Genomic DNA, 20420 nt, shown 5'->3' on the forward strand with positions numbered 1-20420 from the left:
TCCGCGCAGTTACTTCAGATCACCCGACCGCTCTTGATCAAACGGCGAGCTGTTTGGCAATGCATACAAAGCATCTCGTAACGAGGGTAAAGGTACGGCTCCGAACGCTCGTCATTTATCAAAAGGCCAGGAGGGCTTTTGCGAAGCGCTCTTCAAACGCACCGTTATCTCGGCAAGCCATAGGGAATGGAAGCCGGGCACGGAAAGTCGTCTCCTTCAACTGTCAGTATCGAGACCGTCCTCGAAAGAGGGCCCAGGTTCCACACCAGACCATATTGGCCTTTCAACTCCCTGGCGATATGGAATGGAGGATCTGGTAGGAACCCTGGATATAGCTTGCTGCTCGACAAGTATAATGAATACACCTTATCGTTAATTGGACTACCCTCGACGGGGACCGCGACAAGTACCATATCCGAGTCTGAGGTCGACAATCTAAGGAGTAACTCGTTAGCACCGGTGCTGGACAGCATCATATTCGGCACGAGCGTTATCGACGTATCGAAGCCGTCGACATGAACTGTCAAGTTGAAATAACCACTGGCCTCGCGACCTCGCGTATTCCAACGCACTCCCGCCTGTGAAAGTATTACTTTTGATCCGAACGCGGGTAATGACCCCATGTCGCCCTCTTTCAGCGTCTGCGGATTAAATTCCATCCAGGCCGAGAGGCGGGCAGCAACCAACGGGCTTCCCGGCTTTGCCTTCAATGTGAATGCCAGATATTCCTCGCGGTAGAATACCGCCGGATCAGGCGGGAAATGGGGTGTATGGGTCACCTCTGCTTCATCCGCCAATTTGCTGGATAACAGTACACATTTGGGCAGCGTCCGAACGGTCGAAATACTCGCGACATGAAAAACCAAGCCGAATGTTCCACTGAGGTCGGCCCCAGTCACCTCCCACTCCAACCCAGCGGAAGACATCACTCTTGACGCACCAAAATCGGGAGAGGCCGTTACATCCCCTTCCTTCACACTGTCTGCAGAGAGTGTCATCCATACCTCTCGCTTAAGGTCCGCCAGAGGGCTACCCGGCTTCGGCACGAGCACAACGGTCTGGCCCACCGAACGCCGAAACACCAACAGATCCTCGACAACGCGACCTTCTACCTTCACATCCACTTCATCTCTCAGGTCTTGCGACAAAGCGATGCCCGAGGTCACTTTCAGTGGTGTTGGAAACGCGCCTGTATGAAGGGTCAACCCGAAGGTGCCAGACGCTTCGGCGGTCAACTTCCAGGCCAGGCCTGCAGTGGATATCGGTCGTCTGTCGTTGTAAGTCGGAAGCGTAATCAACTGCGCCTGGGGCAAACTTCCTTCGACGTACTCGATCCACGCCTCGCTCAGGAAATCTCGCTCTAGCGGACTGCCCATTTTCGGCACGATACTCAACGTGTGCTCTGCTTCAGATTGGATAACCAGCGGCTCGACCAGAGGCACCCCGTCTATCAACGCGTCGAACTCATCCTCCATACGTAGCGACAGCAGCAAGCAACTGCCCGTCACCAGGGGCTTCGAAAAACCCGCCACATGAATGGCCAACCCGAACACACCGCTTGCCTGTTTGCCCAGCATCTCCCATTGCGGCTCACCCTCCGTGAACCCCTGCTCAGCCCCATAGTGCGGATAGGCCTCCATCTGCTCTGGCGCCAGGTCATCTTCCACAAACGTCAACTTGGCCTTCAAACCGCTTTCAGCCAACGGGCTCCCGGTTTTTGGCTTGACTGCGACGTAGGACGGCACCATGCGCCGGAATATCCAGATCGATTCGTCAGTGCCACGCTCCTCGTCATAGATCAGCTCGGCTTCGTCCGCCAAAGCCCGGGACATCAACAAACAAGTGTCGACGACCATCGGTTTGTCAAAGCCCTGCATGTGAACCTGCACCCCAAAGGCGCCACTCACCTGCGCACCGGTCAGGGTCCAGCTCAACCCGTCCTCCAACATCGCCCGCCGCTCACCGTAATTGGGCGCGGCAACGACACTGGTCGGTTTCAGGCTGCCGTCGGTGAAGGTCAGCCAGGCTTGTGTTTTCATCTTCGCCAGGGGGCTGCCGGGCTTCAGGTTGACCTTCAGCGTCTGCGCCTCCTCCCGCCAGAACAGCGCCGGGTTTGCCGGCACAGCGTCTGCAAGGGTCAGGTCGATCTCGTTTTCAAGGTCGGGCGCCAGGCGCAAGCCTTTGAGTGACAAGGGCAACGTCAGCGTCGACGTGGTGACTTCGAGCGTGAAATGATCCCGCTCTATACCAGGCGTGATGGTCCAACTGACACCAGCAGCAGTCATTTCCTGCGGCTCGCTCGGGCTGAAGGTGATGTCCAGCTGTGCTGTGCCGCCTGGCCAACCCATGGCCACCTGTTCGCCTATGAAAAAGTCGTCCGCAGACTTGGGCTTCAAGGTCAACGTATGCTCGCCGACACTGCCCAGCACCAGGTTGACCTCATCGAAATCAGTGATTGGCCTGTCGTCGAACAACACATCGAACTGGGCCGACCACGGTGAGCGGGAGTACACAGGGATAGCTTGTAGTTTGTCGCTTTCTGCGCCAAGGCCATCAGTGCATCGGGCGCTGAGCTCGGCGGTGTAGAAGTCGACACCATCCTTTTGCTCAGGGATGAATTCAAGTGTCGACTTGCCCTGCTCATCCGTTGGGACAGTCTTGTAGAGCACATCGTCGAGGTACCAATCCACATTGTGACCAACGATCGTTCGCGCTGATGCGACAAGGTTGCGCAGCGTTGCGGTCAACCGGGTACTGCTACCCCACTCCAGCACCGGCACCACGCCATCCCAGGCCACCTCACTCACTTCATAGCGAAAATCCCCCAACTGCGCCTGGAGCTCATGCTTTTCGGCCCGCCAGTAGCTACCCAGGCCCAGCGGTAGCGCGCCGGACATCACCTCCTTTGCCGCACTCGCACTCAAGCTCCAGGTACTGGTCCCGGCCTCCGGTTGCGGATAGCGGCTTTCCTCGTCGCTGTCGTCGATATTCAGCGACGGATTCGTAGTCAGCCCGTATGTCGTGGGTGACGTATCGGGATTCCCTGGCCACAGCACGCTCAGCTTCTGCCCCTGCCAGGCATCGCTGACGTGCAGGCTGTACGTGGCGCCATGGCACAGTTTGAACGGTGGCTGGGCTTGCGGAGCAAGCGATGGCTGATCAGGTCCCGGCGACAGCAACACGCTCCCTTCGAAGGGTGCCAGGTGCACTTCGGAAATGATGTTGCGCAGGCTGAGTTCCGTCGCCCTCGTGCCAACGGGGGTTTCGAACGCCACACGTATTGTCGATACGCCCGGGGGTATATCGATGATCTTGGGCGTCAACGTATGCCAGGTAGGTTCGGCTTCGGGTCTGGGATCTTGTTCGTCAGCCTGCTCGGCGGTCTCCGGGTTCTTGAGCGCTTGCTCATGAATAATCTGGCCTTGCGAACCGCCCGAGAGTGCGTAGACCCTGAGCCAGCAACTGTCGGTGAAGTACAAGACGTTGTACTGGCAGCCCAAGGCATATCCCTGTGCAACCCACTCGGGGAAACTGAAGTCCTGGTAGAGCCGACCCTCCTGGAAAAGTGAAAGGTACGTGCCGTCCCTGGCATCGTTTTCACGAAGCTCATAGCTGTCTTTCTTTTCGTAGCTCCACACACCTTCGAGGCCAGCGCTTTCCATTGGCTTCTGAATGAAGGGATCCTTAAGAAAGTCATGCCCTTTGGTAAGGCTTTGCGCACGCGTCGAAATCGACCGGATACCCTGCACCTCATCACTATTGCTCATGATCCTTCTCCCCCCCATTGGACGGCACGTGCAAAACTCCCGGCCGCGTCTTCCGACAACAACGCCTCGACTTGTTGCTCGAACAGTGCACCGCCATACCGTGCGAGGTAGCGCACCTCCATGACGATATCGCTCAGCCCCTGGAGCAGTTCGGTTTGCCGGGCAACTCGCGGGAACTTCAGGTTCCAGTCGGAGACGGCGCCAGTGCCTTCGAACGGCAAGTAACGGTCATCGCTCTCGGGGGCCGTGACCAACCCGATGTCCTGCGTGGCCGACGACAGGCAGACCTGTTGGCTGGGTCGCAAACTTCGCATGACGTAGCGCCCATCCCCTTCACCCTGGTCCAGCTGCGGCGACAGGTACTTCACCCCTTCGATATCGGCCTTGGTCAACAACCGGCTCTGCGTCTGGGTCAATGTGGCGCGGATGTTCTGGTAAGGCCCCAGCAAAGCAGGCAGCGACAGCGCCACGCTGTGCAGGCGCCGCAGGTAATGCCCGGGGTAATCCTGGTTGAACAGCGTTTCGCTAAGGCTGAAATCCAGTTCGCCGTTCTCGGCCAGCGCCTCGAGCAGCGCCGGCCAGTCACCAAGCGCAGCCCCATTCTTGTCGAAGACCAGGCCCTCTTCGATCAGTGCACGCAGCGACACGGTCTTGCGCAGTTCCAGATGACGCTCATTGCGCAACAACGCTTCGGCCTCCAGGCGATGCAGGTCCAGCCGCAGTTCACCTGCAGCATTGAGGCCATGCCGATCGGCCTGCCAGACCGAGGTACGTACGATGCGTTTGTCATAGTTGCCCGTCTCGTACTGCCAGCAGGCTTCGGCACTGTTGCACAAGCCCACCGCGACATCGAACAACGTTGCATGCCAGGCGGTCACTTGCGAACGCAGCCAGCGATAGAGCGATACGTTGGTCGATTTGCTCTGGTAGAAGGCGTACATCTGCTGGGCCTGGTCCAACACCTTGCGGCTGTGATCGAGCGAGCTCCTCGCGGCCTGGGTTGCGCAGGCTTGTGCCTTGCTCTGCTCGGCGATCACATCGATGTCCTTGCGGGCCAAGGTTGCCTGCAGCTCCCAATCCTGCCGGCGACGCTTGTAGACTGACGTCTCGCGCATGATGTCACCGGAGATCTGCAACAGCCCCCCTGCCATGAACGCAAGCTGAGCAACACTCATCATCGGGGAGGTCTTGTCCCCTGTGTCCTGCGCCGTCCCAAAGATTCTGGGCACCATCTGTGTCGCGTAGTAGGAGCTCGTCGTGCTGGTACCTTGGGCATTTATTAACCCACCTGAGTTATGGACAACCATCGTCGCGATTTCCAGAGCAGAGATGTCCTCTTCGACCAGCTTGGTGTAGTGGGCTTGCCGAGCCTCGGCACAGAGCGCCTGCTTGAGCAATACCCCTTCCTGCTGTTGCTGCTGCTCGAGCAACTGTTCCTGGATGGCAATGGTGTATCCGGCGATCTCGGCGGCATGTTGGTATTGCAACGCTTCAAGCCCGGTGCGCTCCTCCTGCTCCATGAGGACACGCAATTGCTCGGAGAACTGGGTCAGGGTCGCCACCACCTCATGAGCCTTGGCGATCAGAGTACGGAAACGATACGGCGGCACCACCGTGCGCTGGCCCATCAGATGCGACAGGTTGGTACCGCCCCCCATGCGTGCCATCAGCAAATCGAAGGGGTTCGCAGGTGGTGCATACAGTGGCAGCACCATGGGGCGTCCATCGAGGGTCAGGAAGTGCCGCAGGTTGTAGAAGCGCTCCGCCAGCAATTGCCAGATGTCCAGCAACTGCTGATTGACCGGCAAGCGGAAAGCCGGATGTGCCGCCACCCCAGCCCAGAAGAAGGTGGACAGCTGCTTGGGCAGATTGGCCGGGACGATGTCCTGGCCACTAGCGGCCAACGGCATGTCGGCCGGCCCGACAGCGAGCACGTCGCGGACCGTTTTTGGTTGCCAGGTATTGATCGCCCGCGCATCCGGCACCTCTCCCATGAGGTCCGCGGCCATGCGGTACAACAGCCAGGCGTGGGCCAGGCCGTCACGGGTCTGGTAGCGATAGTGCTGGTCGGCTTCGCCGATCAGCATGTTCACGTACTGCACGAACACCGCCTTGCGATAATGGGACGGCGCGCGCAGCGCGATGACATGAGGCTCGATCAATTCGTGTTCGAGCCCTGCCGCCTCGGTGTCGTCCTGAAGCAACCAGGCGCAGTTCCAGTAGTCAGGGCCCGGGGTCGCCCTGGGCGGCTGCTTCTGGTACGGGTTGAAGATCAGCCCCAGCCAGCGCCGAGCATCGGCGAAGCGCTCCTCCTCCTGCAGACGTGATGCGATCAGGTGAGGGACATGGAAGAACAGCTCACGCAAGTAGCTGCCATAGGCAGCGAACATGTGCAGCAACGGGTCCGCCGCACTGGGATGCCAACCTTGATACAACGCGCCGGCCAGTTCCTTGCGGTATGCCGGCTCCTGTCGGTTCTGCGCATCCCAGGCGAATACGGCCTGGGGCGAGGCTTCGGCGCGATTGATCAAATCGGAAACATGCTGGGAGTTCAGCCGCACGGCCAAGGGCGCGTCGGCACCACCAATGGCATCGAAGACGAGGAAGTCGCTACCGTCGGACTGTTGGTGAATATACGGAATCGTTGTATCGGCCAGACTCGAGATGGCCCCCCAGTTAACCGTAAAGGTGGCGGTTGCTTCACCAGCGGCGGTAACTTCGAAGGTTGCCGAGCCAGTCGCAGCAACGTTCTCCAGACGGCTCCAGGTGCTGACGGCATGCCTATTGAGAACCCAGAGCCCCGACCAACAGGTTGTCGATTTCTCGCCTTGCTTATGTACGAGTTTCACTTCCGGCAAACAGACATTCTCGTTAAGAAGAACGCTTCGGTTTCCCGCCCCCACCAGCGCCACGCCCGCCGTTTCGTCGACAATGACCGTGAAACCCATGCCTTCACGGATGTACTCCTTGGTAAATGGACGCGAAAACTCCGGCACATCGATCTTTGCCTCAGCCTTGAAAAGGCTGGCGAAAGAATGGCTAGAAAAGTCGGACCGTTTCAATACAGCCACGTCTTTTCGATCATGCTGGAGTGTGACGGACTCAAAGTTCGGAGCCCCAAACGTAACGGCAGTAAAAGCAAGATAAGTTACACCTTGTGATTCAAAGGCTTGGAGTTGGAAATCAAAGAGAATGCCGTTGTAATAAAGAATCATTCGGTCAATCGACAAGACCACAACCTTAGCAACCGTGCGCAACTCGCTGGAGCGCGCACGTACTCGTAGTGAACGCCCCGACAAGCCCTGCTCGAACTCAGCATCGAGTGCAATGTAAGGATTGCCACTTCCCTTGATGCTTTTCACCTCGGCATCAACCGCTGCAATACGCTGCGAAAAGGGCAAGCGGCCCGCACTCCCGGTGAATCGCCGAGAAAGGGCTTCGCTGGCAGCAGAGTCGATAGCCCGCTCAGTACCACGTTTCAAGACATCCCGTTGAAGGACGAACTTCTCCGCCCAGGCTTCATCGTTCGAGGTCTCGTGAACAGAAACGAACAGTTGATCGTCATCGCCGTTCACTCGCCCCGCCGCAACCGCCATCACTCTGAAACTCTCCACCTCAGGCGGTATCTGCGACGGGGTGTCAGGGCCGGTAACTTCGACGTCGTACTTCCACAGTGGCTCCGGGGTAGTCCACTGGTTATCGAGTCCAAGATGAATGATATCCAGGGTCAGTGCATACGAACGCTTGTCGGTTGTTTCACCGTTCTCACCGAGGACCTTTGTCGGTGCGGTGAAGTACCACCAGATCACATGCAACCGACCACCGAACAACACCGGACACATCTGCAACACTGTCGTGCCCGGCGGAATGCTCACCGGTTTCCATTCCGTCCACGCATCGGGCTGGATATACGTGGAGGCCTCGTCCAGACGGACCTGGACCTTGCGCCAGTAATAGGCGCAAGGCGTCGCATTGTCCTTGCCCAGCAAGTAGTAATCCGCGTTGGCGTAGCCATACCCCGGGAACCGACCCTCATCGCGGTGCCCTTCGCGATAGTCGATGTAACCGGCCTGGACTCGGATGTTGTTCAGGAACTCATAACGTTTCAGATAGTTCAGCAGCGCCTTCTGAACACCCGCATCATCGATCCGGCCCTGCGCCAGGTCGTTCTCCAGGGTTTTGAACAGCTCCGTCTTGTCCAGGCGCAAGTCGGCCCGGATATAGTTTTCCGGGTAGTCTTCCATCATCTGGTAGGCCGCCCATAACGAGTAGGTCGACATGGCCTGCTGCCAGAAAAGGGTCAACTCGGGAGCGAAATCCTTGCCGTAGCCCTGTTCGATATTGTTGAGGATCGCATTGACGTAGGTCTGGACGCACGCGATTGCCTCGGCCAACGCAGACGTGGTGACCTCGGCGCTGACCTGGGTGTCGGTCATCAGGTAGCGGTCCAGGTGATCGGCCGTCATCATGCCCAGGCTACCGGCTTGCAGCTTGTCCGGCAGTACGTGGTGAATGGCATACGCACTCAGTGCGTCGCGCCATTGTTCCGCGAGTCGGTGGCTCAATTCAGTCTTCATGTGGGCCTCGCTGCAAAAGCTCGAAAGTCGAAGGCGCGGCAGTCATTTCCGTACTCCCTTGATGACGACATCGGTCAGGTTCGACGGATAAGCGGCGTCATAGGAGAATCCGAACTTCAGCTCTACATCCGTCTTCAGGGCCACGGGGCGACTGGTGATGGTCCAGGTCACGCCGTCGTTGCCCAGTTCGTTGTCGGCACCCGGCGCAGGCGAGATCACCAAGCCCAACGAAGCTGCCGAGTTGCGACCACTGACGTGAAGAGACATCTGCTGGCCGATCAGCGAATGGCCGGCAGCTAGGCGATAGGTCAAGGTGTGCGTCGTTTCCCCTTCGGAAGGCGGCGTAATGACGATCTCCCCCTCCAAAGGTTTGCCGTCGAATTCGATCATCAACCCGAGAGGCTCGATGAAAGTCACCTGTTCGAAGGAATGGGACTGCTCCTTGCCCCAGCTCGCGGTTACCCTGCGCTGGCCAGTCGTGGTGCCTTTGAGATCGAAGCGGGCAATACCATCGCTGCCTGTCAAGCTGACAGCGGGCTCGGCCGCACGAGTGCCACCTTCACTGACGCTCCAGGTGATGGGGTAACGCGCCACGGGGATCCCATCGGTCGTGGCGATATGGATTTCGTACTCCACCGTGCTGATGCCATCGGCCAACGGCCAGCTCCCGATCTTCCTGTGCTGCCGTAACGTCGCATCGGCAAGCACGTCGAACTCCAGATCCTTGCTGTGATAGGCCTCTGCGGTTTCGTCGGCAGTACTGAGGGTCACGGTCACCTTCACCCGACGAGCCGTACCCACCTGCAGTACGGCTCTACCCAGCCCGGCTGCATCAGAGGTTGGGTCGGCACTGACCAGTTCGCCTCCTTCACACGACCAGGACATCGCCTGACCAACGACCGGCTCACCATCGAGCCCCAGGACTTTGGCCTGAACCGTGATCGGCTCGTCCACGACCAATGCAGATTGCAGTACGAGCGAATTGATGTAGGGCCTGTCGGCGAAGCCAACCTGCACCACTGTGACGTCATCGGGCTTGCCTGCGTACCACGCACGGATCACGCCCGAGCCTGGCTCCCGGCTTCTTAGCGCAATCCGGCTGTAGCCGGTGTGATCCGTCAGGGTTTCACCGGTGTTGTCCACAAAGTAGCCGATGGTGGTAGACCAATTGACCAGACGATCCACCCCATTATTGTCATAACGGTCTACAAGCAAGGCGGCCAGGCGATAAATGCCTTGTCCGCCTGCGAGCTCCAGGGGCGTCGTGTTACCCGGTCGCCCTTCGATACTGCGCACGCGCACCGTCTCTTCGTCACAGTCGATCACCACCGGCGGCGCGAACGCCTTGCCATCGAGCAGGTAGCTGGCCTGCACATGGGCGCTGCCCATCTTCATACCTGCCTGCAGTCGCACCGTGGCCACCCCCTCCTCGTCGGTGTAGCTGGAATGGGACTGCAAAATCCCGAGATCGGTGGACCAGGTGATGCGAATATCTGAAACAGGCTCGTTGTTCATATCGAGCAGTTTCAAGGCCACCGTGGTTTCCTGATCAGGCGCGCGTGCGATCAGGCGTGTTTCACTCACGGTGCAGCGCGAGGCCAGGCTCTGACGCAGCTCTGCCTCGTTGCCGCGCTCCGCGCTGTCGCTCTCAAGGCTGCTGAGCATCTCTTGTGCGGCATCGCGATAGTCCTGCGTGCCCGAATAGGCGGTCAGCCTGCTGAGTTTCATCAGTGATTCAGCACTCAGCCCCGTGGTGTCGCTCAGCAGCTTGGTGTCGACCACGATGCGCAACTGAGTCAGATCGCGAATGATGCCATCCGGCGAGACCCGGGCAGCCACGTCCAGCACCTCACGGATCCCCCAGCCCAACCAGGCCGCAATACGCTGGGCCGCCGCGTCCCTGAGCAGGCGCTGTTCATTTGCGCTCAGATCCTTCAATTCCTCGATTGCCGAGAAATAGCCCAGCAGCTGTGCTTCCGATTGCTTGGCCAGGCGCAGGCCACGGGCGTAGCGTTCCAGATGGTAGAGCGTGTGCAAGGATAATTCGAAGGCGTCGATGCCGAACCGGGCGCGATGCGCGCGTATCAGCAGGCTGGAGAACAAGGTGGGCGTCAACTCGAAACGTGTCGCGATTTGTGCGCAGCGCTGCATCCGCTGCACCAGCCCCAGCATGGCCTTCATGGTATCGGACTGGGATTGCTGCGGGTCGAAGGCCACCGCGCTCTCCAGCAGTTGGTGCACTGTGCCCTCGGCCCAGTAGACCATCGGGATCGCCATGTCGGCATTGACCCTCAGAAGCTGTGAAAGACTCTGCTGAACGACGCCCCATTGCTGCGAACGAATGCGCAGGACCACGCCGAGAATAATGCCGGTCAGGCGCTCCTTTTCAGCGCTGTCCATATCCGCCAACTGGCCATGGTCGGCGCCGGCCAACTGATCGACCGCGGTCTTGATTTCCCGCTCGGCAAATTGCTCGTACTGCTCAGGGTCGAAGTCCTGTTCAGGGTCGCCAGTGTCCGCCAGCAGGCCGTTCTCATCGACGACCTGCTCCAAGGCTTTCAACCACTCACCCGCGGGCAGGGCCACAACACCGGCATCCAGCAAGGCCTGCTCGAAGGCCTGGAAAGGTAGCAACTGAGTCTTGAGTTCGCCGAACAGTGCAGAGATTTCCTGGGGCACCACATCGGGCGTCTCGACCGGCAGCAACTGCTGCACGAGCCAGCTGATCGGCAGGTCCTGCTCCTGACACCAGAGCACGCAGTGGCTGATGGCATGGATGACGCTAAGGGTGTCGGTCTGGGCAAAACTGCGGTACATGGCATTCTGCGGTGCTCCCCCCAGCTGCAAGGCATAAAGCCCCTCGGGGCTCAGGGTTTCCAACAGTGCCAGCAGCTCGATGGTGGTGATCGAAAGCAGACGGGCCAGCATCGTCACGCGGTAGAAGGCACTGACCACGCGCACAGAGCGCTGCAATTTGTCGCCCCCTTGCCCCTGCATCACCAGACGCGACAGGTAACGGAACGTCTGCACGTTGATGCCCAGCCCGCGGCATAACTGGTCGACGGTACGTTTGCTCGCGACATCGTCTCCCGAGAGGCTGAAGTCACTGCCGTCGAGCACCAGACGCGAAGTAGGGTCGCTGTTGAATACCCGGTCGAAATGGCTCGCAGTCGCGCCGATGCCGTGAACGGCCATATCCGAGAGCAGAACGGAAAAGTCTTCAGCGCTGCAGGCAAAGCGCTCTCGCAAGAACTGGAACACACCCAAGGCCCGATGGGTATTGACCGTCATCCATAGCGGCGAGTCATCGGACTTGATGCGCCTGACTTCGGCGACCGCGCGCTTTTCCGCATCGATTGCCGCACACACCACCTGGTCGGCCTGGGCATAGGTCAGTTTCAACGCGGTGGCCACGCGCACCAGGCGTTGGATGCGGTCAAAACGCATGTCGGACAGGTTTTCGAAGGTGTGCCGCTGTGGGTCCTGCGCATCGCTGACAACCCCAACCGGCGCGGCCCCGCCGCTGTTGATGAAGCGCGCGACGAACAGGGCCGGCGAAACCTCCTCGGCCAGCACATTGCGGGTCACGTTGTCCGAACGCGTGGGCGCATAGGCCGCCAGGCCGAACAACGACTCCATCTCGTCCTGACTGATCTGCAGCACCTGACAGAAGCTCACCACCTTATGCAGGTGCATGGCATTCGGTACTCCGAAATTGTCCTCGTAGAACGCCTTGTACCGCTCCCCGGGCTCATCGGCCTGTGCCTTCGGCCCCGGACTCTGCGCATTTCCGCCCTGCGACGCCGCGGTGCCGAAGTAGGGAACCTCGATCAGCAGGGCACGCAGCACCGGGCCAAGCGTAGCTTCCTGCTGCAGCGCGGCATCGGACCAGGGTGAATGCGCGCCGGCCTGGATGAAGTAAGGACTGTCGATATCCGACAGGCGTGCCACATCGCCCATCAGCAGCGAGTTATGCGACAGCACCGTGTGGATCTGCTCCCAATACGCTTCATAGGGGAACTGTTTGATGGGATAGCGAACCTTGAGCAGCTTGTCTTCAGTCGCTGTGCGGTCACTGTCCGCTTGCTGGCGATGCTCTTCGATCAGCTGTTCCAGGACATGGATGATCACCTCGACCTGCGGCAGTTCACGGTTCATGAACGCCTCATCGATCAGGCGCTCGAACAGATCAGGGCGCCGAGTTTTCAGCGTCAGGATCATATCGGCATCGCCCTGGGCCTCGACGTGCTCCTGAACGAACGTCAGTAGATCGATGAGGTAGGCCACTGGCGAGGTGGTGGCATCCACGGCTTGCGGATGTGCGTTATTGCCCCAACTGGGCAAGAACTGATTTTCGAAGGTGGGGCCTCTGGACAAGTCCAGAGGGCCCCTTAGCTCATCCGAGGGGCGGCGCGCCGAGGCACTCAGGCGCTTTTCCCGGAAAGCACGCATCACCGCCGCTGCTGCAACATTCAGACGCCCCTTGAGTCGCCGGGCTTCCTCGCTGTGCATGCCCGGATAATGCGCCATCAGCGCATCGGTCGTCTTGCACTGCAGGTCGATGATCGAGTCTTGTTCCAGGGTCGCTGGGGCGATTTTGACTTTGATTCCCGGCTCGGTGTCCAGCAGTCTCTCAAGCAGACCAACTTGTTTGCGGCTCTGGCGTTTAGCCATGGCGTCCCCCGGGCGGTGCTTAGCGTGAGCGAACGAAGCAGGCCTGTGTATACGTTGGCCCTTTCGTTGATGTCACTGGATGCTAGATACAAATACGCCCGCACGAAACTGACAGAAATAACAGGTAGCCAGCCGGGAAAAGAACCGCCGATACAGCAAAAACCTCGGCTAGCAATGTTTCGGCATAACCAAACCTAGGCAAAGAACCCCCATTGCTAAACGAACAATAATCACGTTTTCATTCAGCAAGTTATCTGTCACAACACAATTTTCTCATCCCGCCAACATTTTCTTGACGCAATGCCTCCGCTCTCCTTAGCTGAACATAACGCCCACTGCGAAAACTTCGCGCCGAGCTCTCTGGCCCGCGTCTTTACGCGCGCCAGCAGACTTCCGCGTGCTGGTTTGTGTCGCCCCCTGTTTCGTGTCGTACAGCTCGTGACAACAGGCCAGGCCTTGGCTGTTACCCACAAGAAACAGGAGATCCGCCATGAAACGAGCATCGAACCCTTTGCGCTTCGACCGGCTGTTCTGCGCGGTTTCCACGTCGCTGCTTCTGGCAACCCCGGTGGAAACCTTTGCGCTTGGTCTTGACGAAGACACCCCTTTTGCCAACCTGATGCAGCCACCGGCGGTACCGCTGCTGTCGCTCAATCCGGTGAGCGCCAGTGGTCTGGGGATGGGCACCCTGCAGGCGTTCTCCGAGCGCATGAGCGCGCGCCACGGGAACGTGCCGATCGACCTGGTCGCCAGCCAATGGGCGCAATTCTTCCCCGGCGCTGCGCAACCGGCCTCCGCGCCACCGGCCCGACTGGAGGCGCCCAGCCAGCAACTGATGATCGGCCCGGACCTGTTCGTACGCGAGACCGCCAGCGGTAACGTGCACCGCGCCGGGGTGTTCGTCGGCCACAACACTCTGCAGAGCAGCTTCAACGGCATGCGTCCGCTGCTCGGTGACAAGCAGCGCAACGCGGTCAACCTCAGCGGCGAGAGCCTGGGCGTTTACTGGAGCATGACCCACGACCAGGGCTGGCATGTGGATGCGGTGGCCATGGGCACGCGCATCGACGTCAACGGCCGCAGCCAGAGCGGCCAGCGCCTGGACGACAGCGGCCATGCGATGACCTTCTCGGTCGAGGGTGGTTTCCCCATCGGCCTGGGCAACCACTGGGTGATCGAGCCGCAGGCGCAGTTGATCAACCAGCAGTTCTTCCCCGGTAACCAGGCACAGGCCGAGACCCTGCAGGCATTCGACAGCCAGCCGAGCTGGAGTGGCCGGGTGGGCGCGAAACTGTCGGGGCGCTACGAAGTGCGCGGCATGCCGATCGAACCCTACGTGCGGACCAACGTCTGGTACGACTTCAACGACAGCGATGCGGTGAAACTGGATCAGGTCGACAAGATCTCCAGCTCGCGCAGTGCAGCGACCGTGGAACTGGGCCTGGGTTTGGTGGCGCGGGTCACGCCGACGGTGGCGCTGTTCGTCAGTGCCGACTACAGCAGTGATGTGGATGACAATGACCTGAACGGATTGATTGGCAGTCTGGGGGTGCGGATGCGCTGGTGATCAACGAGTACGGCGCATCCTCCTCCAGGAGGATGCGCCGCGACATCAGGCGGGCTTCATGACCAGAACCCCTAAAGGCGGCAGGTTCAAAGCCAGCGACAGCGGCTGCCCATGGCTTGCCACCGCCTCGCCGGCCACCGCCCCGAGATTGCCGACATTGCTCCCGGCATACAGCTCTGCGTCGCTGTTGAGCAACTCGACCCAGCGCTCGCCGAACGGCACACCGATGCGATAGCCCTCACGCGGCACCGGGGTGAAGTTGGCCACCACCAGCAGCGGCTCGCCGGCACTGCTCCAGCGCAGCCAGGCATATACGCTGTTGGCAGCGTCGTCGCCGATCAGCCACTGGAAGCCCTGGGGCTGGCAATCCTGCTCGTGCAGGGCCGGCAGCTCGCGGTAGAGCCGGTTCAGATCGCCCACCAGCTTCTGCACGCCCTGGTGCTCGGAATACTGCAACAGGTACCAATCCAGTTGCTGGTCGTGGTTCCACTCGCGCCACTGGCCGAACTCGCAGCCCATGAACAGCAGCTTCTTGCCCGGGTGCATCCACATGAACGTCAGGTAGGCGCGCAGGTTGGCGAATTTCTGCCAGCGATCGCCGGGCATCTTGTCGATCAGCGAGTGCTTGCCGTGCACCACTTCATCGTGGGAGATGGGCAGGATGAAATGCTCGGAGTAGGCGTAGATCAGGCCGAAGCTCATCTCGTTGTGGTGATGGGCGCGGTGCACGGGATCGTTCTGGATGTAGTGCAAGGTGTCGTGCATCCAGCCCATGTTCCACTTGTAGGCGAAGCCCAGGCCGCCCTGCTGCGTGGGTTGGCTGACACCCGGCCAGGCAGTGGACTCTTCGGCGATGATCAGCGCACCGGGCGCCTCGTGCAGCGCGATGTCGTTGAGCTGACGAATGAAGTCGATCGCCTCGAGGTTCTCACGGCCGCCATGGCGATTGGGCACCCACTCGCCGGCCTTGCGCGAATAGTCGCGGTACAGCATGGAGGCCACGGCATCGACGCGCAGGCCGTCGATGTGGAAGTGCTTGAGCCAGTGCAACGCCGAGGCGAGCATGAAGCCTCGCACCTCGTTGCGCCCGAGGTTGTAGATCAGCGTGTTCCAGTCCTGGTGAAACCCTTCCAGCGGGTTGTCGTACTCGTAAAGTGCGGTGCCGTCGAAGCGCGCCAGGCCATGTTCGTCGGTGGGAAAATGCGCTGGCACCCAGTCGAGGATCACGCCAATGCCGCCCTGGTGGCAGGCATCGATGAAAGCAGCAAAATCTTCCGCACTGCCGTAGCGGGAGGTGGGTGCGAACAGCGACAGCGGCTGGTAGCCCCAGGAGCCACCGAAGGGATGCTCCATGATCGGCAGCAGCTCGATATGGGTGAAACCCAGTTCCTGCACATAGGGCACCAGACGCTCGGCCAGCTCGCGCCAGTTGTAGAAACGCGCGACCTCACCGGCTTCGTCCAGCTCGCAGCGCCAGGAGCCAGCGTGCAGTTCGTAGATGGACAACGGTGCGCTATAGGCATGGCGTTGGGCACGTTGCTCCATCCACTGCTGGTCGCGCCAGTCGTGGCTGAGCGCACCTGCGACCTTCGAGGCCGTGCTGGGCGGCAGTTCGGTGGCGCGGGCCAGCGGGTCGGCCTTCAGCGGCAGTACGCCGTGCGCCCCCAGCACTTCGAACTTGTAGGTTTCGCCCACGGCCAGGCGCGGGATGAACAGCTCCCACACCCCGGCATCGTGGCGCAGGCGCATGGGATGGCGACGGCCGTCCCAGTTGTTGAAGTCGCCCACTACCGAGACGCGCCGGGCGTTGGGCGCCCAGACCGAGAAGCACACGCCGTCGATGCCGTCGACCTGGATCGGCTGGGCACCGAAGCGCCCGGACAGGTCACGATGATTGCCCTCGGCGAACAGGTACAGGTCCATGTCGCCAAGCTGCGGACCGAAGCTGTAGGGATCCTCGGTGACCTGCTCGCCTCCGGCCCAGCCGATCTGCAGCAGGTAGGGCTGGCGCTCGTCCAGGTACGCGCTGAACAGGCCCGGCAGGCTGCCCTGCTCCATCTCGGCGAGGATGCGCCCGTCGTGACGCGCCAGCACCCGGGCGTTCAAGGCACCGGGCAGGAAGGCGCGGATGACTTCGTCGCCCGCCTCGTCGACGTGCGGGCCGAGCACCGCGAACGGATCTGCGTGCGCGGCGCTCGCCAGGGCGTCGAGATCGCGTTGGCGAAGGCCGCCGTTGCTACGCGTTGATGCATTCATCTCACTGCCCCTTTCCATATTCCATATATTTTTCAAAGTAACGCAGTGCCTGGCACGGGCTGCGCCCATGATCGCGGGACGAGCCCGCTCCCACAGGATTGTCAGCGCCCCCCCAACTGCACCACAGAACCTGTGGGAGCGGGCTCGTCCCGCGATCACCGGCGCAGCCGGTGCCAGGCAACACTGCCTTCCCTACAGGGTTCATGCTTCGCCCCAAGTACTGATCAACCCATGCAGACCATGCAAAGGCACGGCCAGCCAGCCGGGTCGGTTGTCGGCTTCATAAGTGATTTCGTAGGCCGCCTTCTCCAGGCAGAACAGCTCCAGCGCCGCGCGCTCGCCCTCGGCGTGCTGCCAGGCATGGGCAATGGCGGCGGTGGCCAGGCCGTAGGCTTCGACGAAGGCATGACGCGACTGATGCAGGTACTGCCGGGCAACCCGTTGACGAGCCTGGCGCGCAGCATCGGAGAGGTCTACCGCCGAGGCGCTGCGCAGGATCATCGCTGCAGCATAGTCGAACGAGCGCAGCACGCCGCTGACATCCTTGTACGGGCTGTGCTTGGCCCGGCGCTCGTCCAACGGCCGTGCTGGCTCGCCTTCGAAATCGATCAGGTAGGCATCGCCTTGCACCACCAGTACCTGACCCAGATGCAGGTCGCCATGCACGCGCATCAGCAGGCCGCCCTGGGCCTGGCGTGCGAGCATCTCGATGTGCTGGGCAAGGCCTTCGCGTTGCTGTTGCAGGTCATCGACCAACGCCTGGCTTTCGCTGTCCAGTTGCTCACGATGCTGGGCCAGCAGCTCGAGGGCGCGGCTGAGCTCGGCATTGATCTGCCGGCCCCAGCGCTCACTGTCCTGGGTGTCGCTGGGGCGCGGTGCAAAGGCTTGGTCGGCGGTGGGCGCGGCCAGCAAAAGGTGCATCTCACCGAGTCGCTGCCCCAACAAGGTGGCGAAACCCGAAAGTTCCGACAAGGCATCAGTGTGCGCCTCGGCACTGCCCTGCGTGGGCTCCATCTCGTCGCGGATCGCTCGCTCCAGGGTGTTCTGGGTCCATGACCAGGCATCGCCCTGGTTACTCAAGTAACCCTGGGCAATCATCAGCAGGTGGGATTGCGCCTGCTCATCCACCCGACTGACCCAGGCCAGCAGCGGCGAGATATTGGCAAAGCCGGCCGCGGTGAGGTACGCGCTCATTTCCAGTTCCGGGTGAATGCCGGGATTGACCCGTCGGATCAGTTTGAGCACCACGCGCTCACCGATCACCACCGAACTGTTGGACTGCTCGGCACTGAGGTAGCGCACCTCACTGTCCTCACCCAGCGCCAGGCCAGCAAGCTGCTCGGTACACTCGAAGCGCAGCTCGCCGGCACTCGAGGGCAGGCGGGTGTCATCCTGGCAGGCGCGTAACACGGCCCGCACGAACGACTCCTGCACGAAGGCATCGGTGATCAGCCCGACCTGTCGACCTCGGCGCACCCGCGACAACGCCAGCTGCTGGGGCAAGGCGCTGTGGATCTGCTCTTCAGGCAGCAGCCCGAACGGCAGTTGGTAATGGCTGGTCACACCGTCACTGAGCACCTCCAGCTCGCTGAGCAACACCGGGGTGGACGGCGTGCCGAAACGCACGCCATAGCGAATGCGCACCGCGTCTATCGGCCCTTCCTTGCCGGCGAACCAGCGCCGCTTGGGCAGGTACTGCGGCAGGATCGACGCCTGCAAGGTGTCTGCCGACGGCGTTTCGAGCAACTCCTCCAGACGCTTGCGCAGCACCAACGTGGTCAGTTCCGGCAAGCCTTCGGCAGGCTGGATGTGCCAGCTGGGCATGCGGTCGTGGGAGGCCAGCAGGAACCAGTAGAAGGCATACGGTGGCAGGGTCAGCAGGAACGGCAACTGGCCGATGGGCGGGAATGCGCTGCCTCCGAGCATTTCCACCGGCACCCGCTCGGCATATTGCGAGAGGTCCAGTTCGGCGGCCTGCGCCGCGCGCGAGACGTTGGCCACGCACAGGATGGTCTCGCTGTTGCCGTCGGCATCGGTGTACTCGCGCACGTAGGCGAGGATGCGCCGGTTGCTCGGGGTCAGCATCTTCAAGGTGCCGCGACCGAAGGCCTTCTGCTGCTTGCGCACCGCGAGCAGGCGCCGGTTCCAGTTGAGTAGCGAATGGGGGTCGTGGCTCTGGGCTTCGACATTGACCGTCTGGTAGCCATACAACGGGTCCATGATCGGCGGCAGCACCAAGCGCTGCGGGTCGGCCTTGGAGAAGCCACCGTTGCGGTCTGGCGACCACTGCATGGGTGTGCGCACCCCATCACGGTCACCGAGATAGATGTTGTCGCCCATGCCCAGCTCGTCGCCGTAGTACAGCGTCGGAGTACCGGGCATCGACAGCAGGAGGCTGGTCAGCAGTTCGATGCGCCTGCGGTCGCGTTGTAACAGTGGCGCCAGGCGCCGGCGGATACCGAGGTTGATGCGTGCGCGGCGGTCCTCGGCGTAGTAGTTCCACAGATAGTCGCGCTCGCGATCGGTGACCATCTCCAGGGTGAGCTCATCGTGGTTGCGCAGGAAGATCGCCCACTGGCAGTTGGCGGGAATCTCCGGGGTCTGGCGCAGGATGTCGGTGATCGGAAAGCGGTCCTCCATGGCCAGGGCCATGTACATGCGCGGCATCAACGGGAAATGGAAGGCCATGTGGCATTCGTCGCCATCGCCTTCGCCGAAGTACGGGCGGGTGTCTTCCGGCCACTGATTGGCCTCGGCCAGGAGCATGCGATCAGGGTAGTTGGCGTCGATCTCGGCGCGGATCGCCTTGAGCACGTCATGGGTCTCGGGCAGGTTCTCGTTATTGGTGCCGTCGCGTTCGATCAGGTACGGAATCGCGTCCAGACGCAGACCGTCGACACCCATGTCGAGCCAGAAGCGCATGACCCCGATCACCGCCTTCATCACCTGCGGGTTGTCGAAGTTCAAGTCCGGCTGGTGCGAGTAGAAGCGATGCCAGAAGTACTGGCCGGCGACCGGGTCCCAGGTCCAGTTGGACTTCTCGGTGTCGAGGAAGATGATCCGCGTGCCGTCGTACTTCTGGTCGTCGTCCGACCACACGTAGAAGTCCCGGGCCTTGCTGCCGCGCTTGGCGTGGCGGGCACGCTGGAACCAGGGGTGCTGGTCGGAGGTGTGGTTGATGACCAGCTCGGTGATCACCCGCAGCCCGCGCTTGTGCGCCTCGGCGATGAAGCGCCGGGCGTCGGCCATGCTGCCATAGTCAGGGTGCACAGCTTTGTATTCGCCGATGTCATAGCCGTCGTCACGGCGCGGCGAGGGGTAGAACGGCAGCAGCCAGAGCGTGTTGACACCCAGCTCGGCGATATAGTCGAGCTTGCTGATCAGGCCGGCGAAATCCCCGATACCGTCGTTGTTGGAATCGAAGAACGACTTGATGTGCAACTGGTAGATCACCGCATCCTTGTACCACAGCGGGTCGTCGATGAAGGCTGCCGGGCGAGAACGCTTGGCCATGTGCGACTCCTTTCAATTCTGGGTTCGGCACGCCCCTGTGCAGGAGCGGCCTTGTGAGTGGCGGCG

Annotated in this window: 6 protein-coding genes; 1 reads left to right on the forward strand and 5 read right to left on the reverse strand. The window is 61.0% G+C overall.

The window, feature by feature from the left end; translation table 11 throughout:
- Nucleotides 1-164: 164 nt before the first annotated feature.
- The 3 genes from IAE40_RS21590 to IAE40_RS21600 are packed head-to-tail and all read right to left on the reverse strand — an operon-like array spanning nucleotide 165 to nucleotide 13018.
- Nucleotides 165-3767, reverse strand: coding sequence for a hypothetical protein (locus IAE40_RS21590; RefSeq protein WP_200603838.1), 3603 nt, complete (start codon nucleotides 3765-3767; stop codon nucleotides 165-167).
- Nucleotides 3764-8344, reverse strand: a complete 4581-nt coding sequence (locus IAE40_RS21595) for a neuraminidase-like domain-containing protein (protein ID WP_200603839.1) — start codon at nucleotides 8342-8344, stop codon at nucleotides 3764-3766. The genes IAE40_RS21590 and IAE40_RS21595 overlap by 4 nt, the downstream gene beginning before the upstream one ends.
- A 42-nt stretch (nucleotides 8345-8386) precedes the next feature.
- Nucleotides 8387-13018: an Ig-like domain-containing protein gene (locus IAE40_RS21600; protein ID WP_200603840.1), complete on the reverse strand. Its 4632-nt coding sequence runs from the start codon at nucleotides 13016-13018 to the stop codon at nucleotides 8387-8389.
- A 490-nt stretch (nucleotides 13019-13508) separates the two neighbouring features.
- On the opposite strand from IAE40_RS21600, the gene IAE40_RS21605 reads away from it, so the two are divergent.
- Nucleotides 13509-14585, forward strand: coding sequence for an autotransporter domain-containing protein (locus tag IAE40_RS21605; RefSeq protein WP_200603841.1), 1077 nt, complete (start codon nucleotides 13509-13511; stop codon nucleotides 14583-14585).
- Between the two features lie 45 nt (nucleotides 14586-14630).
- Here the strand turns inward: IAE40_RS21605 and glgB are convergent, their stop codons facing one another.
- Both glgB and treS read right to left on the reverse strand, forming a co-directional pair.
- Entirely contained in the window at nucleotides 14631-16841 is a 2211-nt protein-coding gene (glgB, locus tag IAE40_RS21610) for a 1,4-alpha-glucan branching protein GlgB (protein WP_200603842.1), read from the reverse strand.
- Between the two features lie 201 nt (nucleotides 16842-17042).
- Nucleotides 17043-20354 carry a maltose alpha-D-glucosyltransferase gene (gene treS, locus IAE40_RS21615; RefSeq protein WP_200603843.1) on the reverse strand — a complete coding sequence of 1104 codons (3312 nt, stop codon included), beginning with the start codon at nucleotides 20352-20354 and terminating at the stop codon, nucleotides 17043-17045.
- Nucleotides 20355-20420: the final 66 nt, after the last annotated feature.

Source organism: Pseudomonas sp. S44 (assembly GCF_016624805.1).
GTDB lineage: Bacteria > Pseudomonadota > Gammaproteobacteria > Pseudomonadales > Pseudomonadaceae > Aquipseudomonas > Aquipseudomonas machongensis.